Below are 23361 nucleotides of genomic sequence, written 5' to 3' on the forward strand. Positions count from 1 at the left end.
TATGCCTGCGCTGGAGCGTGTGAGCGCTTACGCGCAAGCTGTCCTTGATCGTACTGAGATAGCAGGCCCGCACGTTCGGAACGCTTGCCAGCGTCATTTCGACGATTTGGCTACAGGTCATGAGCGCGGGCTCTGGTTTGACGACGAGGAAGCGGATCGTGTGTTTCGCTTCTTCGAAGAGCGCCTGAAGCTCTCAGAAGGCCAGTTCGAAGGCAAGCCATTTAAACTACATGCATCGCAAGCCTTCAAGCTCGGTTCGCTGTTCGGTTGGAAGCGTGAGGACGGTTCCCGTCGTTTTCGTCGTGCTTACATCGAAGAAGGTAAGGGTAACGGTAAATCTCCATTCGCCGGCGGTGTCGGTCTATTCGGACTGATCGCAGACAAGGAAGCTGGCGCACAGATTTATGCAGCCGCTGCCAAGAAGGAGCAGGCCGGAATTCTATTCCAGGACGCTGTGAAAATGGCGCGTGCCGCGCCTGCACTGATGCAGCGTGTCAAGTTCAGTGGTGGTATCGGGCGCGAGTTCAACATCGCGCACCACAAATCGCAGTCTTTCTTCCGTCCGATCTCAAAGGATTCAGGCAAGTCGGGTTCTGGACCGCGTCCCCATTTCGCGCTTTGCGATGAGGTGCACGAGCATCCAGACCGATCGACGATGGAAATGTTGGAGCGTGGCTTCAAGTTTCGTCGCCAGCCGCTGCTTTTGATGATTACAAACTCTGGAAGCGACAAGAACAGCATTTGCTGGGAAGAGCACGAACACGCAGTTCGGGTTGCAGCCGGGACGCAGACGCCAGACGAGGTGTTTAACTACGTCGGTGAAGTCATCGACGACACGACGTTTGCATGGGTTTGTGCGCTTGATAAGGGCGATGATCCTCTGAACGATCCGACTTGCTGGAAAAAAGCTAATCCACTTCTCGGTGTGATCCTGACGCACGAATATCTTGCAGGGGTTGTTGCTCAGGCCAAACAAATGCCGGGCAAGCTAAATGGCATTCTGCGCCTGCACTTTTGCTGCTGGACGGACGCCGATAAGGCATGGATGCCACGCGAGACTGTCGAAAGCGTCATGGACGACTTCGAACCCGAAGAAGATCATGCTGACAAGCCGGTTTTCATGGGTGTCGACCTTTCGGGCAGCAAGGATATGACTGTTCTTGCCTGCGTGGTGCCTACTGGCTTCATGGAGTTGGAACGCGAAGACGGTGCTACCGTCAGTCTGCCGACCTTTGACGCTTGGGTTGAGGCTTGGACGCCACAGGAAACGCTGCAAGCGAGAGCGCAGGCCGACAAAGCGCCATATGAGCTTTGGGTGCAGCAAGGCTGGCTCAATGCCACGCCCGGCAAACGTGTCCGATATGACTTTGTTGCAGCACGCCTCCAGCAGCTTGATCAGCAGTTTGAAATAAAAGCCATTGCTTACGACCGCTACGCTTACGACAAGTTTCGCGAAGAGGTGGATGCGCTCGGCATTGAAGTCGATCACGTTGCGCACCCGCAGGGCGGTAAGGTCAGGGCTAAGCCTGAACCAGCCAAGGTTGAAGCGGCAAAAGCTGCAGGTCTTCCCGCACCGCAAGGCTTGTGGATGCCGGGTTCTGTCCTGGCGCTGGAAGATATGATCATCGACGGGCGCATTCGTTTACGGCGAAACCCGGTGTTGATGACAGCGCTCATGGGCGCCACGTTCGATCACGACCCACAAGAAAATCGATGGTTTGTCAAAACGAAAGCTTCGGTGCGCATCGATGCGGCAGTAGCTTTGGCGATGGCTATTGGTGCTGCGATGGACACTCCGATTGAGCCGGAAGAAAACCTAGATGACTTCATCAATAACATGGTCGTCATCGCCTAACTCACGACGGAGCGAATATGGGCTTCATTGATAGATGGGTCGGAAAGCCCATCAAGCTCACCGACGGCGAGTTCTGGCGGGGTTTCTTCGGCCTTGGAACGACGTCAGGTGAAACAGTCAATTACGAAAAGGCTCTTGAGCTTGATGCTGTTTGGGCCTGTGTAAATCTCGTAGCGAACTCTGTAAAAACGCTGCCATGCAACGTTTTCAAGGACGACGGCGTAACAATCGATCGTGAAAACGTTCTCTATGAGCTGCTTCACGATATGCCAAATCTCGACGACACAGCGTCTGATTTTTGGGCAATGGTGGCCATGTGCCTTTGTCTGGACGGTAACTTCTTTGCAGAAAAGAAGATGAACGGCGGTCGCCTTACAGCGTTGAATCCATTTCATCCGCTCGCCGTTAAGGTCTGCCGTGACGATCGGAACAATCGATACTACGAAGTGACTGAAACCTCTAAGGGCAAGTCAGGCACCATTCGTCGTATCAGCGAAGACAAGATGTTTCACGTTCGTGGCATGGTAATTCCCGGCTGTGATCGCGGTCTTTCGCCAATTGGTGTTGTCAGGAACACTGTCGGCAACGCGCTTGCGGGTGAGAAGACTGCGGGCAAAATGTTTGCCAACGGTATGCAGGTTGCCGGCGTTCTTTCATCTGACCAGATCCTGAAATCAGAACAGCGTAAACAGCTTGGTGAAGTTCTTGGCCAGTTTGCCGGGTCTGAAAAGGCCGGCAAGATTGCTGTTCTGGAAGCTGGGCTTAAATACCAGCAGCTAACGATCAATCCTCAAGACGCACAAATGCTAGAAACTCGACAGTTTAGCGTTGAGCAGATCTGCCGCATCTTCGGCGTGCCCCCTGTCATGATTGGCCATGCATCAAATGGGACAACGACGTGGGGCAGCGGGATTGAGCAACTTATCCTACAGTTTACTAAGACCTGCCTCACCCCGTTGCTGCGCAGCATTGAATCGGCCGTTTATCGCGATTTGCTAGACGCAAAGACCCGCAAAACGACTGTCGTGAAGTTCAATATGGAAGGCTTGCTGAGAGGCGATAGCCAAGCTCGCGCTGACTTCCTGCAGAAGATGGTCAATAACGGCATTTATACGCCGAATGAAGCTCGATCCTATGAAAACAAGGCTGAAATGCCTGGCGGTGACGAGCTCATCGTAAACGGGACAATGCAACCTTTGCACGGCATCGGCCACAACGGCGGACCATCGCTCGATGACGCGCCGGACACGCGCGCTGCTTAAGGATACTTTATGAAATTCGAACACATTTTGACGGCCTTTGAGGCTGAGCCGTGGGCGATTCAGCGCGAAAAACTGGCAGTTCTTGCGGATATTATCGCAGCTCGTGCGGCTGGTGATAAGTTTGTGACGTCTGATTTTGCTGCTGCTGTTTCTGATGCTCGGGCGAAAGAAATTGCGGAAACCGACGGTAAGGTTGCAGTTATTCCTGTTTACGGGGTTCTCTCTGACCGTATGGACATGTTTTCTGCAATGAGCGGAGGCACTTCATATGCCGGCATCAAGCGGCAGCTCCACAAGGCGCTGTCGAATGACGATGTTAAGGCCGTCGTGCTTGACGTTGATAGCCCAGGCGGTTCTGTACCTGGCACCGATGAGCTGGCCACCGAGATCCGCAAGCTACGCGGTGGCGAAAAGCCGATCATCGCGCATGTCAACAGTCTTGCCGCAAGTGCCGCATACTGGTTGGCATCGTCCGCTGACGAAATCGTTGTTACGCCTTCGGGCCGAGCTGGTTCGATCGGTGTCTACACCGCGCATGATGACATTTCTGCTGCCTTGGATAAGGCAGGCGTCAAGCGGACATATATTTCGGCGGGCAAGCACAAAGTCGAGGGCAACGAAACCGAGCCGCTCGGCAAGGAAACGCTGGCGTATATTCAGGACAGCGTTAATCGCTCATATGAACGCTTCCTAACAAGCGTTGCCGATGGTCGCGGTATCACAAAAGCCCGTGTGGAAGCTGACTTCGGTCAGGGCAGAGTTTTCTACTCAGAAAAGCTCATCGAGCTGGGTATGGCGGACCGTGTCGCAACGCTCGACGAGACACTGGCACGCTTCGGGGCCGAAACTGAGCCAGCGTATGTGCGCAGGGTGAAAGCATCAAATGCCGCGAAGGCCGATGCAGCCACGCTTCTTGCCTCGAAAATGGCAACGGGCGAACAGATTACCAAACGCGAATTCGAGAATGGTTTGAAGGGTCTTCTAAACCTATCGAATTCTGAGGCAGAGCGGGCCGCTCGGCTCTACCTCAAGGAAGGTCAGGGGGCTCCTGACGTCGAGACGGATGCTGCTGCTTTGGCAGCCCTAAACCGGCTTTTGGCCGAAGCAAACACACCACTCATCAAAATTTAAGGAGCCACACATGGCTGATAATGTACTTGCCGATAAGATCGGCGAGCTTGGTACTTCGCTTGCCTCCATTAAAGAACAGGTCGGCAATCTCGCTGTAGACTTTACGTCGAAACTTGCTGCTAACGGCGAGGTTTCGGCTGAGCTCAAGGAAAAGACCGACAAGGCACTTTCTGAACTCGGCGACATGACCACGCGTCTCGGCGACCTCGAAAAGCGTGCCGCTCGCGAAAAGGAAGAAGGCGCGAACGAACAGAAGTCGCTTGGCGATCTGGTTATCGACTCTGCCGACTACAAAGCGGGCATGCTGACGGGTTCGTCTCGCGGTTCGATCAAGGTAACGGCTGACCGTGCTGCAATTACTTCGGCCAACACCACGGTCGGTGCTGGTCGCAGTCAGGGCACTTCGCTCGTTCCGGGTGCACGCGTGCCGGGCATCTTTGGTCTGCCAGAGCGTACTCTGACGATCCGCGATCTCGTGCTTCCGGGTCAGACTTCTTCTAGCTCTATCGAGTACGTGAAGGAAACCGGCTACACGAACAATGCGGCTCCTGTCGCTGAAACGACTGCAAAGCCATATTCGGACCTGACGTTCGATATGACTTCTGCGCCGGTTCGTACGATTGCTCATCTGTTCAAGGCTTCGCGCCAGATCCTGGATGATGCTCCGGCTCTTCGTTCCTATATCGATGGCCGTGCTCGTTACGGTCTGCGCTTTGCCGAAGAAAATCAGCTGCTCAATGGCTCTGGTACTGGCCAGAACATTCACGGTCTGGTTCCGCAGGCAACTGCGTTCAATCCGGCGTTCGCCGCAGAGAATGAAACCGGCATTGACCGACTGCGCCTTGCGATCCTTCAGGTCGTACTCGCTGAATACCCGGCAACGGCATTTGTCCTCAATCCAATCGATTGGGCAAAGATCGAGCTGACCAAGGATCTTGGCGGGAATTACATCATCGGCAATCCGCAGGGATCGTTGACGCCAACTCTCTGGAACCTGCCAGTGGTTTCCACTCAGGCTATGGCTGCAGGTGAATTCCTCACTGGTGCGTTCAGCTTCGCTGCACAGATCTTCGATCGTCTCGATATCGAAGTGTTGCTGTCGAGCGAGAACGTCGACGACTTCGAAAAGAACATGTTCACGATCCGCGCGGAAGAGCGACTGGCATTCGCCGTCTATCGTCCAGAGTCGTTCGTAACCGGCGACGTCGAAGGCGCTTAATGGGGGACGGGGAGCTTCAGCGCCCCTTTTCCAGATTGGAGAGAACATGACTGATTTTCTAGAAGTTAAAGCCCTAAAGACTTTTGCTCTCGGCAAAGATCTAAAAACTCGCAAGAGCCCGTCTTTCGAAGTTGAAGCTGGCGAAGCTCGACAGCTGGAAGCACAGGGCCTTGTGTCTTTGGCTGGCAAGACAGATGCGACTAAGGAAGCGGACGGCGGCGCGCCAGAAAATGGCACCAAGCCTAAGCAGAAGGCGAAATTAGATGGCAGTATCGACAAAGACGCGTAAGAGGCGGGTAGCCAGCTACATCGGCGCCGGGGTCGTTATCCCAAATCCTCAGCCCGAACCGGAGCCGGAAGTACCACCTGAAGGTGGGGGCGATGGCTCTGATTGATCTTACTGTATTCAAGCGTCACCTTCGTGTTTTTCACGACGACGAAGACGACGAGCTGACGCTTTATCTCGTCGCCGCAGAAAATGTGGTCACTGAATACCTCGATCGCGAGGTCGTAGCGGCGGGTCAAACGCCGTCACTTGCTGACGGCATCGTCATTAATGCCGCTATTTCGGCGGCCATTCTGCTTGTCGGTGCAGACCTTTACGAAAATCGCGAGCCTGACATGAGCGCGAGCGGAGACGCAGTGCTACCACGGCATGTTCGTGCACTGCTTTCAGCGTACCGAGTTTGGCGGGACTAAATATTCAGCGCGGCAGAGAAAATGGGCAGCCAATATTGGCTTTTGCCCATTTGTTCCAAACAGTCTCAAAACGATCATGCGGAAAGGCCTGCCGGTCTTTGTAAAATGACGCATCCGCATACAGCAGCTTGGTTCTCAATAACTCCATCATAAAGTTGAGAAGCAAGTGCTTCCTTTTTGTTAGTAAATCGACGACTGGCTTAGCTAGTTCGGACTCAGAGAATTCACCTGCTTTGTTCGGCAGATCAAAAATCCTGACGCGTACCAGATGCCTCATGACTGGATCTGGATTCAATCTCCAGACTGATCCACCCGGCTCATCGTAAAACGGCTGAGTATGTTGATGATTGTCGATGACTGCTTCGCAGCACGTAAGAATATTGTTGACGATGTCGGAAAATACGTCGGTTACAACTGAAGTATGTGTGCTGTTCGGCAAGCTAAGAACAAGATTTGACCATCCATGCTTTCTGACAAGCAAGGAAATCTGAAACTCATCAAAAATTTCGTTTTGCTCTGCAATCATCGATACACACGCGCGGCTGATTGGCGTTTGATTTTTGCTCTAACCGCGCTTCTCCAGTCTTTGCCGCCATACGATCAGACTCGTTCTTTGCTGTCGAGCGAAGGAGGAAAATATGCCCCACGTCCGCTTCTCCGAAGACTTCGACTGGAAGCCACTCCCGCAAGTCACGCTTGCTTATAAGGCTGGCTGGTCCGGCCTTGTGACTACACCGTGCGCGACTGCAGCGGTTGAAGCCAAAAAGGCTTTGCAGCTGAAAACCCCGAAAAAAGGTGAGAAGGATGGTGACACGTAAAGGCGCAGGTGCGCTCAACAACATCGTCGTCTTTCAACAGCGTGAAGCGGTGCGGGACGAAGGCGGTGGCACTAGCCAAGAGTGGGTAGACAAGTTCGAAACTTCTGCTCGTTTACAACCTCGCCTTGGTTCTGAAACCGACATTGCGGCCCGCACGCAGGGCATCCAGCCGTATACGCTCGTTGTCAGAAGCGAACCACGAACACGAGGCGTTACTCCGTCATGGCGCGCGAGAAACAAGCGAACTGGCATCCTTTACGAGATCCAGTCTTGTGCGAACCCCGACGAGGTTAATCAGTACATCGAAATGCGCACTGTTGTGCAGGGCGGTGGCTGATGGCAACAAAGACTACGGGTCTCACGCAGTTAAATCGCAAGCTTAAGCTTTTGCCTCAAATAGCCCAGGATCTCATTCGAAAAGCCATGGAAAGAAGCGCGGAAGAGATTTGCGATATGATGCGCAATCTTGTTCCCGTTGACGATATGGTGCTTCATGACAGCATTGGCTGGACATGGGGCAAGGCGCCTCCAGGCAGCATTACAATTGCTTCTGTGGATTCCGTTGTCGGAGATGACACGACGATCACGATCTATGCTGGCAACAAAGAAGCCTACTACGCTCGCTGGGTTGAGTTTGGCACTACGCGTTTCACGAACCGGGGAATGTTCGCCGGTACCAGCAATCCCGGACAGGGAAAGCAACCATTCTTTTACGTGAGCTGGCGCGCCAAGAAAAAAGGCACGAAACGCCGCATCAGATCCGCAGTCACACGAGCCGCCAAAAAAGCTGCAGCGGGGTATTAAGGAATGGATCCTGTATGGGAACTTCAAACCGCGATCTATGCGCGGTTATCGCAGAATGCTGCGCTTACAACGCTAATCGGCGCTGACAAAGTCTATGACAATCCTCCCGCCGATCCTAATGGCAATATACCGGCCGCGACCTATCCATATGTTTCATTTGGCGATGCATCAGCAAATGATGAGAGCGTCGACTGCACCGATGCGGTAGACGTTACTTTTCAAATTAATTGCTGGTCGTCTCTGCCAAGTCAGAAACAGGTTCGACAAATCGCTGACGCTGTAACCAAAGCGCTTAAACGATGGGAGCCGCCGCTCACGGTGAACGCACTAGTCACCTTCGATTATTGGCGGACTGACTACATTCGCGCTCCCGGCATGAATCAGGCGTCGATTCAATACACGGCCGTCATCGAGACGCCGTAACTCGCGCTGCCGGATCTCACCACCACCAAATCACGAGGACCAATATGGCCCAAGCAACCACGATTAAATCGGGGAAGATCCGCGTCTTGCTCGGCAATGACGCGACTCCGATTGTGTACACCAATCCATGCGGATTCACGCAGCGCTCAATTACAATCACAAAGGGCCTCGAAGAGGTCAATATTCCGGACTGCGAGAACCCTGACCTAGTTGATTGGGTTGGACGTGACGCAACCAGCCTGTCGATGAGCGTCAGTGGCGAAGGCGTGCTGGCCGCCGAAAGCGTCGACGCATGGCTTGAAGCCGTTGACAGCATCGATTCAGTGCCTGTGAAGGTCGAATGGGAATTCCCATTGAAGACGATTACATGGACTGGGTTCATGCACGTTGAAAGCATGGAGGTTGGCGCAACCAACGGCCAGCGCGCGACGAACAACGTTAGCCTGCAGTCCGACGGCGTTATGGTGCGCACGTCTACGCCGGTCACACCGTAATGAGCCGCGACGCATCTGTGTCGCTCGACTTTGCAGACGGAACTTACACGTTCCGTCTCGCATGGGGCGAGCTTGAAGAACTTCAGGAGAAATGCGACGCGGGTCCTTACGTAGTGTTGGAACGTCTGCACAATCGCTCTTGGCGCATCAAAGATATCAGCGAAACGATCAGGCTTGGCCTTGTCGGCGGAGGTTTGGAGCCCACCAAAGCGCTCACGCTCATTCGTCGATATGTGACCGATCGCCCACCTCTTGAGAATCTGACCCTGTCGCAAGCAGTTCTATCTGCGGGTCTCGTCGGAGCTCCGGAGGAGAAGGTGGGGGAGCAGGAAGCGGCAAGTCAGAAGAAATCGATAGTCTCCCCAATGGAAAACTTAGATTTGCCGCCATCTACGGAAACGGAGCCGCAATAGGCTTTAGCCCGCAGGAAGTCAGGCTAATGTCGATGTGGCAGTACATGGCTGCGCTTGATGGTTACATCAAAGCAAATACGCCAGACGAGCCGGGTAAGCTATCAGAATCCGAAAAGGACGATCTTTGGGATTGGCTGCAGGGTGGGTAAGCTTTCAAATAAGGCTTTGATCTGCGACCTTCATAAACACATCTAGCCTACCAGCCGCTTTAGAAAGTGTTTTAACGTCTTTAGGGTTCAGTCTCATCATGAACGAGAATTGGCTGATGAAGGTCTCGTCAAAAATTGTAACGTAGGTGATCGTACCTCGTACACTAACGTAATTATTCGTAACTTTGGATAGCTGGGAAAGGGTGACGCCTTCACCTTCTATAGCTACCGTTTTGGGCTCGTTCACACCAAGCGAAGAATAAACCGGAGACATCGTGTCAGTTTCAACAGGTGGAATGACGATGGGATCGCCTGGATCTTTAACGTCAATCGTTCCTTGAACTGAAAAGTATTTGGCTGGTGTGGTACCGCAATTCGCTACAGTAACAATCGCCTGGGCACCTTCACTAAACCAGTTCATCACTGCTGACTCAGCATAAACATACGCACGCGTTTGTGCTTCACCGAAATGTCGAGTGACATCAACAGCCTCGTGAGCCGCGATGGCTGATTTTCTAGCGAAGACCACCGCCGCAATTGCGGTCACAAAGGTCAAGAGCGCGAACAATATTGACGCGCCAGCAATCCAGACCTGAAGGGAAGTATAATGAGCAACCTGCTCGGAGCTATTTGCGATGGAACGTTGAACTGTCAGATTGGATTCGTCACGGTTGCGGCTATCCTCACGATCCTTTGCTTCCGCGTCATATTTTTCTTGGTCGCTTGGAGTTGTGATGATCCGAACGGGAAGCGAGACTTCATTGCTTGTGTCGGCGGAATGCTCGCTGGCTGCGTTTGCGTCGCCGTTATTATTGGGTTGGCTATAGCCGTGTTCCCACCATCCACAAGTTACCAACAATACACTTACGAATACAGTGAGACGCACAATTCGCACTTTCAATGTTCCCCAGCCAGTGTGATTACAAAGCCAGAGTCGCAACTGTAAGTCGATAGTTCTGATGGACGGGAGAGGTGTTAGTCCTTGAATGGGTTCAGGGATTTGCCGCCTTTTTTGGCGTTGAGCGTCATAGTGTAGATGCCGGCAGGAAACTTATACGGCGCGCAGCGCATGATTGACCGCTTCAAAGTTTCGCCAAAACCTCTGGAAACACCGTTCTGTACGTAACTTTTAGCAGTGATGTCGATCGGATGTCCCTTCTGATCGATTTCAACTGCCATTTCGAATTTTCCGGCGTCGTCAAACGAAACAGGCGTATTCCAGCACTTCAAAGCTGCCGCCTGAAACCCTGCATCATCAAGAGACAATGCCGGTGCCGTGAGCGCTGACAGCGCGATGACGCTTGCAATAATTCTCTTCATAAGGCCCCCAATGGCAACAGATCTTGAGAAACTTGTAGTTCAGCTCGCTGCTGACCTCAAGGGCTTCGAACGCTCGTTTAATCGTGCAGTCGGAATCACCAATCAGAAGATGGCGCAGGTTGAAAGACGATCCGATCAGGCAGCCAAGCATATTGAAAGCGCTTTTAACCGCATTTCGTTTGGCGGTCTAAATTCTGCTTTGGCTGGTGTCGGCGTCGCATTCGGTGCGAAGGAGATCGCCTCATATGCCGATGATTGGACGCGCGCAGGCAACCTTATCCGTTCGGCTGCAACCTCGACAGGCGTTGAGGTGCGTTCGCTGGATGAGCTCAAAGAAGGCGCTAATGCCGCACGTACAAGCCTGCAGGATTATACAGAACTCTATGCACGCTTGATCCGATCGGCCTCGGCCGTCGCGGAATCTGAAAGCGAAATATCGCTCGCTACCGATCTCGTTTCCAAGGCATTTAAGGCTGGCGGTGCGGCTGCTCAGGAGCAAGCGGCCGGCATTCTGCAGCTCGGCCAAGCGCTCGGATCTGGCGTTCTGCAGGGCGATGAACTTCGCTCGCTGCGTGAGAATGCTCCGATCATTGCCAAAGCCATCGCGGATGAATTTAAGACAACTATCGCGGGGCTTAAGCAGTTAGGCGCTGAAGGCAAACTGACTTCTGACCGTGTTTTCAAAGCCATTCTCAATGCGCAAAAGCCAATTGAAGCGCAGTTCAAGGCGACGAACGCAACCATCAAAGACGCGTTCACTCAGGTTAATAATGAATTCCTGTCGTACATCGGCAACGCAGACGCATCGTACGGTGCAAGTGCGAAGCTTGTGGCTGCCCTCCAATATGTCGCCGACAACTTCAAGGAAGTAGCTGACGTAGCCGCAACCTTTGCTACGGTCATCATCACGGCCTTGACAGGTCGAGCTCTCGGCGGACTGGCTGCAAATCTTCTTACGGCACTTGGTTCATTGGGGAAGTTCCTCACAGCGATGAGGACCGGCGTGCCAATCGTCACCAGCTTTGCCGCAGCTCTGGGGCCTATCGGTTTGCTGGCAGGCGCTGCCGCCGCAGCTGTTCTGCTGCTCTACAATAATATGGATGGTGGCGATCGCGCTGCGAAGTCCTTCACTGAGGCAGTTCGTGGCAACGAAACGGCGCTGAATAACGCGGCCACGGCTTCACGCAACTACCAGGCTGAGCTGGTTAAGCAGATCAGCTTGCAGTTGGAGGCGGCAAAGACGGCCGAGACGCAGGCCAACGCAGATTTCTACTCAGCTTTAGGGCGAGCAAATTCGTTCAAAGAATTTACTGGCTTGGAGTTTGCGCCTTTAGAATACGCTGCCAACCAAGCTCAAGCACAGGCAGGTATCCTTAGTCGTGCTGTTGGCGATCTAGAAGTCCAAAAAAAGCGCGCCGAATCCATTCTTGCTTCAACGCCATCTGGTTATGGCAAGGGCATTCAGACCCCGTCTGAAGATAAGAAAAAGGGTCGCACTAAGAAAACTCCGTCAGAGCGTTTTGACGGGGACATGCAGCGTGTCACCGACCGCACAGCAGCACTTGTCGCGGAAACTGAAGCTCTTCGGCAACTCAATCCATTGATCGACGATTATGGCTTTGCGGTTGAAAAGGCTCGCACTGAACAGGAACTGATTAATGCCGCGCAGAAGGCCGGCGTTGCTATTACTCCAGCGTTGCGTGCGGAGATTGCAAAGACCGCCGAGCAGTGGGCTTTAGCTACCGCAGAAGCCAATAAGTTCAATGAGGCAAATGGCAGAATACAGCAAACTGCGCAGGAATGGCGTGATACTGAGAGGGATGCGATTGGCGGCGTTGTCAGTGACTTGATAGCGGGAAAATCGGCAGCTGAGACATTTGCAGATGCTTTGGGGAAAGTTCTCGATAAGCTTCTCGAGATTTTGTCTCAATCCCTCTTTGACGGCATTTTTGGTCAATCAGGTAGCATCTTTGGTGGGTTGGTTTCTGGGATTGTCGGCAAGAAAGACGGCGGTGTCGTTAAAGCTGCGACGGGTGGATTGATCCGTGGCCCCGGTGGACCTCATACAGACAGTATTCCAGCGCGTCTCTCTGACGGTGAGTTTGTTGTTAACGCCAAAGCGACCAAGCAGAATAGATCATTGCTTGAACGTATCAACAATGGGCAGTCTTTGGCGCTTGCAACCGGAGGGATGGCGACACTACGTGCGCCCTCAATGCCCATTCTCCGGCCCTCTTCTGCATCACAGCAAGCGCAAGCGGGCGGAATTGCCGACGTGCGTGTTTTCATGGATCGCGACGGCAATTGGCAAGCCGAAGTTGAGCGCATTTCACAGAGATCGGTCAAGCAAGGTCTCGTGACATATGAAAAGGGAAGCACCGTGAGAACCGCAAGGGATCTTCGGCAGGTTAGTTCGAGAGGAATGGCAAAGTAATGGCTGAACTTCTCCCATCGGGTCTTCGATATGAAGCGACTTTCCCTGTACTCAATCGCTCGGTCTCCATGTCAAAATTTGGCGAGCGGGCGATAGCCTTTATCGAGAACGGTGATCCCTTTTGGACATGGACAGCTAAAGTCATCAAGATGTCCAATGCTGACCGAAATCGGCTTGAGGCATTCATTGATCGCTGCCGTGGTGGTCAGGTGACGGTTCATTACACGCCCAAGCACGTTTGCATTCCGCAGGCTTATTGGGGCGATCCTAACAATCCAGCAATCATTGGCAATCCGACACTCACTGCGATTAACGGCAACACTGTTACCCTCGGAACTGTGGTTGTCGGACTAAAGCTGAAAGCGGGTGATCTGATAGGGTTGTCGAATGGCGATTATAACCTGATCGTTCGAGTGGCTGCCGATGCGACAGCAGCTACAACAAACTTGCAGGTTAGGATTGAGCCCTTTCTGCCTTCGTACATCACAACAGGCTCAGTGGTCCGATTGAAAAACCCGATCATGAACATGCGGCTAATTCCGGGCAGTTGGAGCATTGGCGAGGGTAAATTCCCCGAAGCAACCTTCCAACTAGTGGAGGTTCCGAAATGACAGAGCCGTTGCACGAAGCAACTCGGACGTGGATGAAGGACGGAGTGACTGTTCTTGACAGTGACGAAATTTACATCGCTTGCTCGGACACTGATGATTACCATGCTGAAAACACTCAGCGTCAAACTGAAGTCCAGAGAATACGGGAGGGTGAAGTTATCGCACGAATGTGGTGGGTCCGTTAGACAAGAGGCTCAGGATATTCTTTTGCTGCTCCCAGTGCTTTAAGCACCGCAGCGCGGCCATTGAAGTCGATATCGTTTGGCGGCATCTTGTCGAAAGCGCTCAACATAATCTCTTGTACATTGTTGGCTCGGAAGATCGCTTCGATCATTTGATCGACATATTCAGCTCCTCGTTCTTTGTTGATCACCCTCAGGGCCTCCGACAGAGCAAACCTCAGATAGAGGTGCTCGGCTTTAATCTTGTCACTCATACTTTCCTCCCGGGTAATGCCCTGCAAGATGATTAAAACTTCCAAGATTGGAGAAAACAATGGAAAAGAACAAAAAGGCGGACATCAATCCGCCAGTTTATGGTTTTTTTGACCAGATCAGCCAGAACGTTGTTTCACTTCTGAAATGGCTTCAGCCGAAGAGCTACTAACTCTGAAACTTCTGCAGGAGCTTTGTCTATTATCTTCTGCACATCGGCTGAGCCAAAAATACCCTTCTCAATTAGCAGGGCGATTATCATAGAGGTGGTGTAATACTCCGAGCCGATTGAGAGCCGAACTCGCAGTTCGTGTGGCGTATCTTTCGGATATTCCTTCATATCAAGCCTCCCTTTTTGTTAGGCTGCCATATAAGCCGATAACAAAAAGAATGGCGATCCTGACTAAAGTTGAGCCTATTTCAGGCGCGGGAAACCTTTGAAGCGTTCATTTTTGTCGGCCGGTGTTTCACTGTGATAAATCATACGTACTTTTCCGAGGATTTTATCCTTCGGTAACGGTCCTGACGTGAAGCGGCTATCGTCTGAATTATCTCTGTTGTCGCCCATCATAAAATAGTGATTTCCCGGGACATGAAAGACCTCTGTGTTATCGCCAAGTGAGTCATCATTCTGGCTTACAACGATATGGCTTTCGGAATTATTTGGCGCGAACTCACGAAAGAAAGTGCAACTTTGTTCCGTACCAAACACGTCAACCGGGCAGTTGATATCGGGAAGGTTGTCAATCTTCACCAACTTAAGAGGTTGATCGTCGATGTAAACAACACCTTTCTTTATCTGAATTTTCTCACCGGGCAGGCCAATAACCCGATGTACAAAGATAGTGCGTGTATCATTCGTATTTTTCGTGCTGATGATAATATCGCCCCGCTTGACAGGTTCATCCTCAAGGTAAGTGCTGGATCCAATAAGGTCGCCCATTATCAAAGTCGGATACATACTATTACTTGGTACGACATTATTATAGACCTCTGCCATCGCAGCCATAGGGATGAAAGTAATCATAGCCACCAATAGTGAGCGCATGTGGGTCATCTCCGATTTTCTGCCACCCCCCTTAATCTTACTACGATTGAGAAATTACAACCCTATTCGGAGGCTTGATGGCCTTTCCAGCACGTCTTCAGCAGCTTCTAAACGAGGGCAGAGGCAAGATTGCTTCTGCCGTCAAATTCGAGTTTGGCACTGGCACATATGGCTTCTTCGCGGGCAAGGGCAGTATCGATTATGGCGGTTTGACCTATCACGGCAATACGCTGATTGATATTGACGAGCCTGTCTATGCGCTCGGAACAGCGGCGCAGCCGATCACAATGAAGCTGCCCGCAAAGGCCGACTTTGGCCTTACACCGGACAAGCTCGGTCTGATCGAACAGGAAGATTACAAAAACCGACCTGTCACATTCTACGACTTCTACTTTGACCCGGACAACAACGCCTTTCTTCATGCGGAAGCGACATTCTACGGCTATGTGGATGTCATTGATCATCGCGAGGAAGGCGACGAAGTCTGGCTGGAGGGCCATATTGAAACCGGCGCAGTCGATAACTTCCGTGAAGGGTATCGATATGCATCGCATGAGGATCAGCAGCTCGTTTCACCGGGCGACATGTTCTTCGAATATGCAGCAAGGATCAAAAATGAATACTTCAAAATTAAGTTTGGCTAGGGTGCCTGGTTGGGACCGAGCGGTTGAAGATCTTGCTTCGCAGCATGTGAACATTTTGCCGGAGTGGGGAACATCCGACTGCCTGATGTCTGCTGCCGATGCGATTAAGGCGGTTACTGGGATTGATCCACTCTCGAAGTTTCGCGGGAAGTATCAGACTGAGGCTGGGGCAGCGCGAAAGATGCGCCAGAACGGCTGCAAGAACGTCAAAGATGTGTTTGAGACCTATCTTGGCCTTGAGCCTGTCAATCGCCTCTCGGCGCGCCGTGGCGACGTTGGCGTCATGAAACTGAACGGTGAGTATGTTGCCGGTTTCATTTGCAGCTCTGGCTTCGCAGTCAAACAGCCACAAGGGCTGACATTCTTTCCAGTGACGGAAATCGAGCAAGCCTACACCGTAGGCGAATAACAGCACCGACAATTTGCAATGACCAGGGCTCGTACCAGTTGCGGGCCAGCTTTGTTGCATTCCTTTGCAAGGTTTATCTCATGCCATTTCTTGCGCCTGTCGCTGCCTGGATCGGCGGAATTGTCTCGAGCGTGGCAGCTTGGGCTGCGGCAAGTCCAATTCTTGCCGGTATCGCACAAACAGCTTTCGGCATTGCGCTGAAATATGCGGTCAACGCGCTTTTCCCACCCAAGACCCAGAGCCGTGCATCCGAGCTGGAAACGCAATATGGCGCAAACATTCCGCGCTCGGTCATTCTCGGTACCTGTGGGATTGAAGGGCATCACGTCTATCGTAACAGCTATGGCTCTGGTGGCCGGCTTATTCAGGACGTTTTTGCTCTTGCGAGCTTTCGTATCACAGCCGTTCCGCGTGTTCGATACAACGGCGCATGGCGCGTGCTGGCTGAACAAGATGCTGATGGTTATTGGCTGGTTCCGAACGAAGGCACGAGTGGCGATGACCATGACAACGTACGCGTCAAATTCTACTACGGCACTATGGATCAGCAGGCCGATGCGACACTGATTATTCGTGCGCGTCCCGCTGGCCGTTGGACCGCAAACCATCGTGGCGCAGGCGTTGCTTATGCGATTGTTTTCTCAGAACTGCGAAAGAACGGCGATGGCCTCACTTCTCCGGCAAAGTTGCTGTTCGAAGTCGTCGGCGCTCCTCTTTATGATTGGCGTAAAGACAGCACGATGGGCGGTTTTGGTCCTCATCGCTGGGATAATCAGAACACTTGGGAATACAGCGATAATCCCGCGGTTCAAATTTACAACCTCGAACGCGGCTTCTTCAACGGTTCTCAGCGCATGGTTGGCAAAGCCGTTCGCGCAAGCCGACTACCTTTGGCAGAATATACACAAGCTGCAAACATCTGCGACGAAGTGATGTCCGACAACACGAAACGTTATCGGTCAAACGCAATCGCAAAAGACGGTCCCGGCGCCAACCACGATGCAAACCTCACTCCAATTCTTGAAGCGATGTGCGGTTCTTGGGTAGAGCGTGTGGATGGTGAGTTTCCGATTGCTGGCGCGCCACAAGCTATCGTGGCGACCATTACGGACAATGATGTCAAGAAAGGCGCACCGCTCCGCATGAGCGTAAAGCGGAAGCGGACTGAACTGATCAATACCGTCGCTGCGTCTTATATCTCAGTAGATGATTTCTATGAAACGAAAGACGCCGCAACCCGCATCGATACAGGCGCTTTAGCAGAAGACCGCGAAACGCTTGCCAGTGCTATCCCGTATGGCGCTGTCACCGATCCTAAGCAGGTTGACCGTCTCGCAGATATTGCCATTCGTGGCGCTCGCTATCAGGCGTCTGCCGAGATTACCGTTCATCCGAAGTTTCTTGATATGATCAAGGAAGGGCGGTGGCTTCGTTGGAACAGCGCGAAGTATGGCGATAGGACGTTTCAGGTTCTCACGCGCCAGCTCGGCGGCATTAATACGGATGGTGCGCGTGATATCTCAATTGCGTTGCAGCAGATCAGCAACGGCGTATTCGATCCGACAGCGTATGAAACTAACCCTCCGAATATCGTAGTCGTTCCCCCGCCTCAGTATCTTGCTGAGGTACAAAATTTCGATGTTCTGCCGATTATCGTTAAGGCGGACGGGGGTGGAGAGCTTCCGGGCGCACGTCTTCTCTGGGATCCGATTGATGATATTTCAGTGGTTGGCGTCGATATTGAATATTGGCCTGCCAATGATCCCTCTCAGGTCTTCAGGAAGTTTGTTACCTGGGATGTTACCAACGTCATCCTTGTTGAAGGCCTGACATCGCTCACCGATTGGTTTGTTCGAACCCGACTTCGTGTTGACAACGGGCGCTCTGTGGCTTGGTCTGCGGCAACCCCATTTCGCACACTCAATGCTAATAACGGTAATCCTATCGATTACGAGGGGCTAGACGATGATCTGAAAGGTTATATGGGCTGGATTGGTCCGCAGATGCGCGAAATCATCCGTCAGGCGGAAGAACTCGCAACAACGACATCTGACAACCACAATGCGAACTATGCAGATATCCAGCGCTTAAGCCGTCAGCTTAGCAGCACATTCAACGATGCGCAGGCGAGCTGGCAAGAAGACATCCTTGTCGCAACTGGTCCAAACAGCGCGATAGGGCAGCAACTGATCCGGATCAACGCGCAGCTTTGGGATAATACCGGCGCCAGCATCGTCCAACTTCTTCAGGCCAGAGTTGATGGCGTTGAGGATGAGGTTGAAGCTCAGGCAACGGCAATCACCAGCCTGACGACTGTTGTGAACAATGTCAGCGCAAATGCGACGTTCAGAATGGCAAGCTCGGTTGCGCCGTCTGGTTGGAATTCCCGTATCGGAATGCAGGTTGAAGGTGGCACGGTTGGCGACTGGAAGAGCGCGGGGCTTTTTCTGGACGTCAACAGTACACAAGCTCGCATAGCGCTGATGGCTGCACAGATTGTTTTCACCAACGGCACTGAGTTTTTTCACCCCTTCGTCATTCAGAACAACGTCATGTATGGCGAAGGCTTCGTCATGGACTGGGCGAAGATCGTTAATGTCTCGATAGAGTGGGCGCAAATTCAGAATGCTGTGATCAACAATCTGATTGTCGGAACAAGCAATCTCGACTTCAACGCTGTGACAGCGACGACCGACACGCCTTACAACATCAACACGTCAGTCAATGACGTTACCCTAAGCTCATTCGTGATTAACAGCCCGCAGGGCAACACGATTTTGCTGGATTGGTACATCAATGCGACGCTGACTATTGTCGGTGGTTCAACCCAGTCAACGACCACGATATCGCTGATTAATACGACTACGGGGGCTGTCATTCGACAGTTCAGCTATGGCCTAACCACCGGTCAGAGCACAGCTGTATCCATCAACACGGCAGCTATTGATAGCAGTGCTGTTCGTGGGAACAATACCTATCAGGTCAGAGAGACCAACAACCAGACCGGAACGAACTTAAGCGGTACAGGAAATCTGAAATCGCTCGTCTGGAAACGCTGAACGTCTCAATCAAACAATCTGACTAACAATACCGTGCTTTTGCATGGGGAGGCAAATCTATGGCCGTTTTACCTGATTATGTGTCGGGAACGATTACGCTCGCCAACGGGTCTACGACTGTCACCGGCACAGGCACCATGTTTCAGGCTGCCGCATTCAAGGCCGGTGACACGCTGCAGATCCAAAACCTGACGGCTGTTATCGCCAGCGTGAATAGCAACACGTCTCTGACGCTAACGGCGCCATGGACCGGCACGTCACTCACCAATGCGCCTTATCGAGCAAGATACTTGCCTGATGGCGCTCGTGTGACTGCACAGACGACAACGCTTATCGAACTTCTCGGTAACGGCGTCCTGACAAATCTTGCTGAAATTGGCGTGGAGGAAGGAAAGGCGCCAGTCGGCAATGCGGCTGGGCAGTATGAGCTGGCTAACCTTGTGACTGACCCGAGCGGCAGCCTTGCCAAGCTTGCGGCGCTGACGTTGGCTGCAAACAAGTTCATGAGTACGAACGGCGATAAAAATCTTACTCAGTCTGACATTACTGCGGCGGCAATCGCTTTGCTCAATCTCAGCGGTGCAGCTGCAGCGGACATGATGCCTTATCTGAATGGCGCAAACGGGGCAGCGCTAACACCGTTGACGCCGGTTGCGCGCAACCTCTTGGACGATACGACAACTGCTGCGCAGCGTGGTACATTAAGCGCCGGTCGCCCAGTATTCAAAGCACATCTGGCAGCTAATCAGTTAGTTTACAACGGCACGACCAATCTCAGCTTTACAGCCTCACCTTTGAACGTGGGTAATTGCTGGAGTGGTGGGTTGTTCACCGCGCCTGAGGCCGGAATGTACTTCTTTTCCATGGGCACTACGCTGGGAGATGGGTACGCAGGCCAGTTTATCGTCCAGATATTCGTCAATGGCAGCGTTTACACCGAGATGGTTTATCCTATGAACCCACAGAATGTGCAGCAGTATTACCGCGCCGGAACGCTCTCAGCAGCTCTTCAGCTAGCCGCAGGAGGAACCGTTCAATTCAAGCTTGTTCTTGACGCGGTTCAGGGCAATCCGATGATGCAAGCTTTCAGAAACTTCGCCACGGGTTTTTTGATTTAGGGAACACTCATGCATTACAAATTTATCAAGTTCGGCCCGGAAGGCTTTCCGCTATTTTATTATTGCGAAGAAACCTATCCGCCTGTTGGCAATGATGCTGGCGAACATATCGCGGTCAATACAGACATTCCGCATGACGCGGTTCCCGTAAGCGACGAACAGTGGCAGAAAGCGCAGTCGATGGACCTATGGCGCGCTTCTGATGGCTCTTTGACAAGCCCGCCATTGCCGGAGCCTGTCGAGCCAGATCCGGTCGTTACGATTCTGCCAGCCATCACTCTGTGGGAAAGAATGACGGAAGATGAAGCTGTAGCTGTAAGCGAAGCAATGAAAACGCAATCAGTACGCACAATTGAAATATTCAGAAACGCTTCAACTTTCCGCTCAGATCACGAGCTTTGGCCGCTGCTTGAGCAGATGGCTGCTAATCTGTTTGGTGAGGCGCGGGCGGCTGAGTTGCTGGCAGATTAAAAGCCCCAGCAGATCCCCATCCGCCGGGGCTACGCAGTTCGATAGTCACGTCTCTATATTGACCTGCGCCAGTAGAATTTACACCGGCACCAAAACAAAGAAAACCCCGGCACGTATTGCGACCGTACCGGGGCTTAGTGCGCTGAAGGTCTGATATTCACCAACGCTCGAACAGAATAACAAGGCTACCACAAAAAGAAAACCCCGAACGACGGTAGGTCAAATCCGGGGTTACACCTCGGGCAACTATGACGGGCGGCCTTTGGTGCGGCTTCATCATCTCATAATAACGCCAAAAGAAAAGCCCCGGCGTGTTGAATGAAGGAAGCACTAGCCGGGGCTGCGCCAAGACAGCTTGCGGACAATCTCAGCGCAAAATCTCAATAACAAATAACGCGGAAAAGAAAAGCCCCGACCGGTTGTGTGCGATCGGGGCCATGCGAGCCATCCGATTGCGTCGTTAAGGTTGGCTCGCGCGAGTCGAGTTTACACTCACCGCAGATTGAAGAAAACCCCGGCAGGCGGGCAGCCATGAACCGGGGTTACTCACTGGTGCAACTCGAGCAATGCTTCGATCCGGTGAATAACAAAGATCTAGTGTCGCATATCTCAGCGTCAAGAGTTGGAAAAAGCAAAAACCCCAGCCGGAGGGAACCAACTGGGGTTACTCACTTTGCACTCAAGCGGGGGCTGTGATGCTGTGAATAACCGCTATTTAGAGCGAAACGTTGAGGTGTCAATGGACGAGAGATCGAATTCTTTTCACTGACACTTGGTGCGCCATATAGCGATTGGAAAAGTAATTTTTTCTGTCTGCAGAGTTATAATTGTCTATTGCAACGCGGTTAGCTTAATTAGATAGGGAAAGGAGGTGAAGTTTTCCTCGAAAAATGGAGAGTTGTCGGTTGGCGCCACTTACGGACCAGAATGGAAAACTAGCCATCTTCATCAAATCGTTGAAGGGAGGCGGTGCCGAAAGATCAACTGTGAATCTTGCTAATGCTCTTGCTGCGTCGGGCGTCGATGTCGATCTTTTGGTAGTTGATGAAAAAGGCGTTTTCCATGATCTGGTTTCCGACAAAGTTAATTTTATCAGGCTACGCCAAGCCTCCTTCGTCCAAACAATGCGTAGTCTGTGGCGATATCCGATGGACTTATTATACCTGCTGCGACTAATCGTTATTCCCAGCTCACCAAAGCCCGCAGCTGCAGTGCCGGCTTTGGCTGATTATCTTCGCAAAACTCGGCCCCGAGCGCTACTGACTGCTCTAGATTATGGTAACATCGCAGCGGTCGTTGCACGAACGGTGTCAGATGTGGATACACGCATCGTTATAGGCCAACGAAACCAATTGGGTGAAGGTTATATCGGGCGAGCAAAATGGCGTCAGAAACACGTAGCCCCAACGCTAAGGTATTTTTTTGAACGCGCCGATGCAATTGTTTCTGTTTCAAAGGGCGTTTCTAAAGATCTCGGCGAAGCTTTAAAATTACCTGATCATCAGCTTCATGCCGTTTACAATGCTGTATACAATTCGACACTTGAAAAACAATCATTGGAAGACATGCAGCATGTCTGGTTTAACAATAAAGAAATCCCCGTAATTATCGCGGTAGGGAAGCTGAAGCCCCAAAAGGATTTTGAAACACTAATAAAAGCGTTTGCACTAGTCCGAACCAAACTTAAAGCTCGTCTGATCATATTGGGCGAAGGTCCAATGCTCTCAGATCTCAACCTATTGGTAGAGAAGTTAAATATCTCAGATCATGTTATATTTGAGGGCTTCGTTCAAAATCCGTTTAAGTACATGCGCAACGCTGATTTATTTGTTCTGTCCTCGAAGTATGAGGGGCTGCCTGGTGTTTTAGTCCAAGCTCTAGCCTGTGGTTGCCCTGTCGTGAGCACGGACTGTCCGAGCGGACCCAGAGAAATTCTTGAGAACGGAAAGTACGGTCCACTTGTTCCTGTTGCAGATGCGAATGCCTTAGCAACTGCCATCATCTCACAACTTCAGACCCGGCACGATCGTGATTATCTGCAAATCAGAGGACGGAGCTTCTCTGAAGAAGAGGCTGTGCGAGGCTACCTAAGGGTTTTACTCGGAAACTAAGCGTTGAGCGCAAGTCCATGAACTTTTACTTTTGGGCAGAAATAAAAAGCCCCAGCTCGTGGGTATCTTTAACGAGCTGAGGCCATGCGTACAGCCTGTCTGCGGTGACGTCGATACGCATCAGTATCTTCTCACAAATGCGTGCCAATGCAATGTACGGTAGCGTACAGAGAGGCGATAGTTTCAATCTCGCTGTACCCACAAAATCACGAGACATAATAGGCCGAACCCTACCATCGATATTGCCAAAGCCATATTGATAACGCTGATCCAGTCCATGATCCCCTCCTGATACAAAAGACGATGCTACAGTCTGCAGTTGAAATTCTCAAGCCGTGCAACGAACTGAGCAGAAGCCGCGAGTTCATCGCCGGTCAATAAAAAAGCCCCGACGAGACGGATCAAGTCGGAGCTTTGCGCTAGGCAGTATTTGGC

Annotated in this window: 26 protein-coding genes; 21 read left to right on the forward strand and 5 right to left on the reverse strand. The window is 52.0% G+C overall.

Features of this window, described 5'->3' with window-relative positions:
• Nucleotide 1 precedes the first annotated feature (1 nt).
• The 6 genes from CEV34_RS22675 (at nucleotide 2) to CEV34_RS22700 (ending at nucleotide 6166) form a co-directional block, all read left to right on the forward strand.
• Entirely contained in the window at nucleotides 2–1855 is a 1854-nt protein-coding gene (locus tag CEV34_RS22675; protein ID WP_094544626.1) for a terminase large subunit, read from the forward strand.
• A gap of 17 nt (nucleotides 1856–1872) precedes the next feature.
• The gene (locus tag CEV34_RS22680) at nucleotides 1873–3117 is read left to right on the forward strand and encodes a phage portal protein (RefSeq protein WP_094544627.1); all 1245 of its coding nucleotides are present in this window, start codon (nucleotides 1873–1875) and stop codon (nucleotides 3115–3117) included.
• A 9-nt stretch (nucleotides 3118–3126) separates the two neighbouring features.
• The gene (locus CEV34_RS22685) at nucleotides 3127–4248 is read left to right on the forward strand and encodes a S49 family peptidase (RefSeq protein ID WP_094544628.1); all 1122 of its coding nucleotides are present in this window, start codon (nucleotides 3127–3129) and stop codon (nucleotides 4246–4248) included.
• 10 nt (nucleotides 4249–4258) lie between these two features.
• Nucleotides 4259–5467 carry a phage major capsid protein gene (locus tag CEV34_RS22690; protein WP_094544629.1) on the forward strand — a complete coding sequence of 403 codons (1209 nt, stop codon included), beginning with the start codon at nucleotides 4259–4261 and terminating at the stop codon, nucleotides 5465–5467.
• A gap of 46 nt (nucleotides 5468–5513) precedes the next feature.
• Nucleotides 5514–5756 carry a hypothetical protein gene (locus CEV34_RS22695; RefSeq protein WP_094544630.1) on the forward strand — a complete coding sequence of 81 codons (243 nt, stop codon included), beginning with the start codon at nucleotides 5514–5516 and terminating at the stop codon, nucleotides 5754–5756.
• Nucleotides 5757–5848: 92 nt separating this feature from the next.
• The gene (locus CEV34_RS22700) at nucleotides 5849–6166 is read left to right on the forward strand and encodes a head-tail connector protein (RefSeq protein ID WP_094544631.1); all 318 of its coding nucleotides are present in this window, start codon (nucleotides 5849–5851) and stop codon (nucleotides 6164–6166) included.
• A 4-nt stretch (nucleotides 6167–6170) separates the two neighbouring features.
• Here CEV34_RS22700 and CEV34_RS22705 read toward each other — a convergent pair whose 3' ends face one another.
• The gene (locus CEV34_RS22705; RefSeq protein ID WP_094544632.1) at nucleotides 6171–6692 is read right to left on the reverse strand and encodes a hypothetical protein; all 522 of its coding nucleotides are present in this window, start codon (nucleotides 6690–6692) and stop codon (nucleotides 6171–6173) included.
• Nucleotides 6693–6804: 112 nt separating this feature from the next.
• Between CEV34_RS22705 and CEV34_RS22710 the strand changes: the two genes are divergently transcribed.
• From CEV34_RS22710 to CEV34_RS27610, 7 genes are read left to right on the forward strand one after another with little or no spacing between them, the layout of a single operon-like run.
• On the forward strand, nucleotides 6805–6984 hold the full coding sequence (locus CEV34_RS22710; RefSeq protein WP_094544633.1) for a hypothetical protein: 180 nt from the start codon (nucleotides 6805–6807) through the stop codon (nucleotides 6982–6984).
• On the forward strand, nucleotides 6971–7321 hold the full coding sequence (locus CEV34_RS22715) for a head-tail adaptor protein (protein WP_094544634.1): 351 nt from the start codon (nucleotides 6971–6973) through the stop codon (nucleotides 7319–7321). The genes CEV34_RS22710 and CEV34_RS22715 overlap by 14 nt, the downstream gene beginning before the upstream one ends.
• Nucleotides 7321–7788, forward strand: a complete 468-nt coding sequence (locus tag CEV34_RS22720; protein WP_094544635.1) for an HK97 gp10 family phage protein — start codon at nucleotides 7321–7323, stop codon at nucleotides 7786–7788. Before CEV34_RS22715 ends, CEV34_RS22720 begins: the two co-directional genes overlap by 1 nt.
• Nucleotides 7789–7791: 3 nt before the next feature.
• Entirely contained in the window at nucleotides 7792–8211 is a 420-nt protein-coding gene (locus CEV34_RS22725; RefSeq protein WP_094544636.1) for a DUF3168 domain-containing protein, read from the forward strand.
• Between the two features lie 44 nt (nucleotides 8212–8255).
• The gene (locus CEV34_RS22730; RefSeq protein ID WP_094544637.1) at nucleotides 8256–8705 is read left to right on the forward strand and encodes a phage tail tube protein; all 450 of its coding nucleotides are present in this window, start codon (nucleotides 8256–8258) and stop codon (nucleotides 8703–8705) included.
• Nucleotides 8705–9118 (forward strand): gene transfer agent family protein, encoded by a 414-nt coding sequence (locus CEV34_RS22735; protein ID WP_094544638.1) that lies wholly within the window; start codon nucleotides 8705–8707, stop codon nucleotides 9116–9118. The genes CEV34_RS22730 and CEV34_RS22735 overlap by 1 nt, the downstream gene beginning before the upstream one ends.
• Before the next feature lie 26 nt (nucleotides 9119–9144).
• Nucleotides 9145–9267 carry a hypothetical protein gene (locus CEV34_RS27610; protein WP_268877860.1) on the forward strand — a complete coding sequence of 41 codons (123 nt, stop codon included), beginning with the start codon at nucleotides 9145–9147 and terminating at the stop codon, nucleotides 9265–9267.
• Nucleotides 9268–9271: 4 nt separating this feature from the next.
• Here the strand turns inward: CEV34_RS27610 and CEV34_RS22740 are convergent, their stop codons facing one another.
• Both CEV34_RS22740 and CEV34_RS22745 read right to left on the reverse strand, forming a co-directional pair.
• On the reverse strand, nucleotides 9272–10162 hold the full coding sequence (locus CEV34_RS22740) for a hypothetical protein (RefSeq protein ID WP_094544639.1): 891 nt from the start codon (nucleotides 10160–10162) through the stop codon (nucleotides 9272–9274).
• An 80-nt stretch (nucleotides 10163–10242) separates the two neighbouring features.
• Nucleotides 10243–10587, reverse strand: a complete 345-nt coding sequence (locus tag CEV34_RS22745) for a hypothetical protein (protein WP_094544640.1) — start codon at nucleotides 10585–10587, stop codon at nucleotides 10243–10245.
• Nucleotides 10588–10597: 10 nt separating this feature from the next.
• Between CEV34_RS22745 and CEV34_RS22750 the strand changes: the two genes are divergently transcribed.
• A complete protein-coding gene (locus tag CEV34_RS22750) occupies nucleotides 10598–13021 on the forward strand; it encodes a tape measure protein (RefSeq protein WP_094544641.1) in 2424 nt (807 codons plus the stop codon).
• Nucleotides 13021–13632, forward strand: a complete 612-nt coding sequence (locus CEV34_RS22755; RefSeq protein ID WP_007877951.1) for a hypothetical protein — start codon at nucleotides 13021–13023, stop codon at nucleotides 13630–13632. Before CEV34_RS22750 ends, CEV34_RS22755 begins: the two co-directional genes overlap by 1 nt.
• Before the next feature lie 181 nt (nucleotides 13633–13813).
• Here CEV34_RS22755 and CEV34_RS22765 read toward each other — a convergent pair whose 3' ends face one another.
• Complete coding sequence (locus CEV34_RS22765) at nucleotides 13814–14068, reverse strand: hypothetical protein (protein WP_007877955.1); 255 nt, start codon at nucleotides 14066–14068, stop codon at nucleotides 13814–13816.
• A gap of 413 nt (nucleotides 14069–14481) precedes the next feature.
• Entirely contained in the window at nucleotides 14482–15114 is a 633-nt protein-coding gene (lepB, locus tag CEV34_RS22770; RefSeq protein ID WP_179253631.1) for a signal peptidase I, read from the reverse strand.
• Between the two features lie 77 nt (nucleotides 15115–15191).
• Here lepB and CEV34_RS22775 point away from each other — a divergent pair, with 77 nt between their 5' ends.
• The 6 genes from CEV34_RS22775 to CEV34_RS22800 all read left to right on the forward strand — a co-directional run bounded on the left by CEV34_RS22775 (nucleotide 15192) and on the right by CEV34_RS22800 (nucleotide 22926).
• Nucleotides 15192–15758, forward strand: a complete 567-nt coding sequence (locus CEV34_RS22775; protein ID WP_094544643.1) for a hypothetical protein — start codon at nucleotides 15192–15194, stop codon at nucleotides 15756–15758.
• Nucleotides 15730–16167, forward strand: coding sequence for a DUF6950 family protein (locus tag CEV34_RS22780; protein ID WP_179253633.1), 438 nt, complete (start codon nucleotides 15730–15732; stop codon nucleotides 16165–16167). The genes CEV34_RS22775 and CEV34_RS22780 overlap by 29 nt, the downstream gene beginning before the upstream one ends.
• 80 nt (nucleotides 16168–16247) lie before the next feature.
• Nucleotides 16248–19226 (forward strand): phage tail protein, encoded by a 2979-nt coding sequence (locus tag CEV34_RS22785; RefSeq protein ID WP_235819161.1) that lies wholly within the window; start codon nucleotides 16248–16250, stop codon nucleotides 19224–19226.
• 59 nt (nucleotides 19227–19285) lie between these two features.
• Nucleotides 19286–20344 (forward strand): hypothetical protein, encoded by a 1059-nt coding sequence (locus CEV34_RS27510; protein ID WP_235819162.1) that lies wholly within the window; start codon nucleotides 19286–19288, stop codon nucleotides 20342–20344.
• 9 nt (nucleotides 20345–20353) lie between these two features.
• On the forward strand, nucleotides 20354–20815 hold the full coding sequence (locus CEV34_RS27160) for a hypothetical protein (protein ID WP_179253635.1): 462 nt from the start codon (nucleotides 20354–20356) through the stop codon (nucleotides 20813–20815).
• Nucleotides 20816–21720: 905 nt separating this feature from the next.
• Entirely contained in the window at nucleotides 21721–22926 is a 1206-nt protein-coding gene (locus CEV34_RS22800; RefSeq protein WP_179253637.1) for a glycosyltransferase, read from the forward strand.
• The last annotated feature ends 435 nt before the right edge of the window (nucleotides 22927–23361 follow it).

Source organism: Brucella pseudogrignonensis (assembly GCF_002252525.1).
Lineage (GTDB): Bacteria > Pseudomonadota > Alphaproteobacteria > Rhizobiales > Rhizobiaceae > Brucella > Brucella pseudogrignonensis.

What these genes read in the sequence shown, in the direction of transcription:
- CEV34_RS22675 (WP_094544626.1), top strand. Translation starts at nt 2, where the DNA reads ATGCCTGCGCTGGAGCGTGTGAGCGCTTACGCGCAAGCTGTCCTTGAT.
- CEV34_RS22680 (WP_094544627.1), top strand. Translation starts at nt 1,873, where the DNA reads ATGGGCTTCATTGATAGATGGGTCGGAAAGCCCATCAAGCTCACCGAC.
- CEV34_RS22685 (WP_094544628.1), top strand. Translation starts at nt 3,127, where the DNA reads ATGAAATTCGAACACATTTTGACGGCCTTTGAGGCTGAGCCGTGGGCG.
- CEV34_RS22690 (WP_094544629.1), top strand. Translation starts at nt 4,259, where the DNA reads ATGGCTGATAATGTACTTGCCGATAAGATCGGCGAGCTTGGTACTTCG.
- CEV34_RS22695 (WP_094544630.1), top strand. Translation starts at nt 5,514, where the DNA reads ATGACTGATTTTCTAGAAGTTAAAGCCCTAAAGACTTTTGCTCTCGGC.
- CEV34_RS22700 (WP_094544631.1), top strand. Translation starts at nt 5,849, where the DNA reads ATGGCTCTGATTGATCTTACTGTATTCAAGCGTCACCTTCGTGTTTTT.
- CEV34_RS22705 (WP_094544632.1), bottom strand. Translation starts at nt 6,692, where the DNA reads ATGATTGCAGAGCAAAACGAAATTTTTGATGAGTTTCAGATTTCCTTG.
- CEV34_RS22710 (WP_094544633.1), top strand. Translation starts at nt 6,805, where the DNA reads ATGCCCCACGTCCGCTTCTCCGAAGACTTCGACTGGAAGCCACTCCCG.
- CEV34_RS22715 (WP_094544634.1), top strand. Translation starts at nt 6,971, where the DNA reads ATGGTGACACGTAAAGGCGCAGGTGCGCTCAACAACATCGTCGTCTTT.
- CEV34_RS22720 (WP_094544635.1), top strand. Translation starts at nt 7,321, where the DNA reads ATGGCAACAAAGACTACGGGTCTCACGCAGTTAAATCGCAAGCTTAAG.
- CEV34_RS22725 (WP_094544636.1), top strand. Translation starts at nt 7,792, where the DNA reads ATGGATCCTGTATGGGAACTTCAAACCGCGATCTATGCGCGGTTATCG.
- CEV34_RS22730 (WP_094544637.1), top strand. Translation starts at nt 8,256, where the DNA reads ATGGCCCAAGCAACCACGATTAAATCGGGGAAGATCCGCGTCTTGCTC.
- CEV34_RS22735 (WP_094544638.1), top strand. Translation starts at nt 8,705, where the DNA reads ATGAGCCGCGACGCATCTGTGTCGCTCGACTTTGCAGACGGAACTTAC.
- CEV34_RS27610 (WP_268877860.1), top strand. Translation starts at nt 9,145, where the DNA reads ATGTCGATGTGGCAGTACATGGCTGCGCTTGATGGTTACATCAAAGCA.
- CEV34_RS22745 (WP_094544640.1), bottom strand. Translation starts at nt 10,587, where the DNA reads ATGAAGAGAATTATTGCAAGCGTCATCGCGCTGTCAGCGCTCACGGCA.
- CEV34_RS22750 (WP_094544641.1), top strand. Translation starts at nt 10,598, where the DNA reads ATGGCAACAGATCTTGAGAAACTTGTAGTTCAGCTCGCTGCTGACCTC.
- CEV34_RS22755 (WP_007877951.1), top strand. Translation starts at nt 13,021, where the DNA reads ATGGCTGAACTTCTCCCATCGGGTCTTCGATATGAAGCGACTTTCCCT.
- CEV34_RS22765 (WP_007877955.1), bottom strand. Translation starts at nt 14,068, where the DNA reads ATGAGTGACAAGATTAAAGCCGAGCACCTCTATCTGAGGTTTGCTCTG.
- lepB (WP_179253631.1), bottom strand. Translation starts at nt 15,114, where the DNA reads ATGCGCTCACTATTGGTGGCTATGATTACTTTCATCCCTATGGCTGCG.
- CEV34_RS22775 (WP_094544643.1), top strand. Translation starts at nt 15,192, where the DNA reads ATGGCCTTTCCAGCACGTCTTCAGCAGCTTCTAAACGAGGGCAGAGGC.
- CEV34_RS22780 (WP_179253633.1), top strand. Translation starts at nt 15,730, where the DNA reads ATGAATACTTCAAAATTAAGTTTGGCTAGGGTGCCTGGTTGGGACCGA.
- CEV34_RS22785 (WP_235819161.1), top strand. Translation starts at nt 16,248, where the DNA reads ATGCCATTTCTTGCGCCTGTCGCTGCCTGGATCGGCGGAATTGTCTCG.
- CEV34_RS27510 (WP_235819162.1), top strand. Translation starts at nt 19,286, where the DNA reads ATGGCCGTTTTACCTGATTATGTGTCGGGAACGATTACGCTCGCCAAC.
- CEV34_RS27160 (WP_179253635.1), top strand. Translation starts at nt 20,354, where the DNA reads ATGCATTACAAATTTATCAAGTTCGGCCCGGAAGGCTTTCCGCTATTT.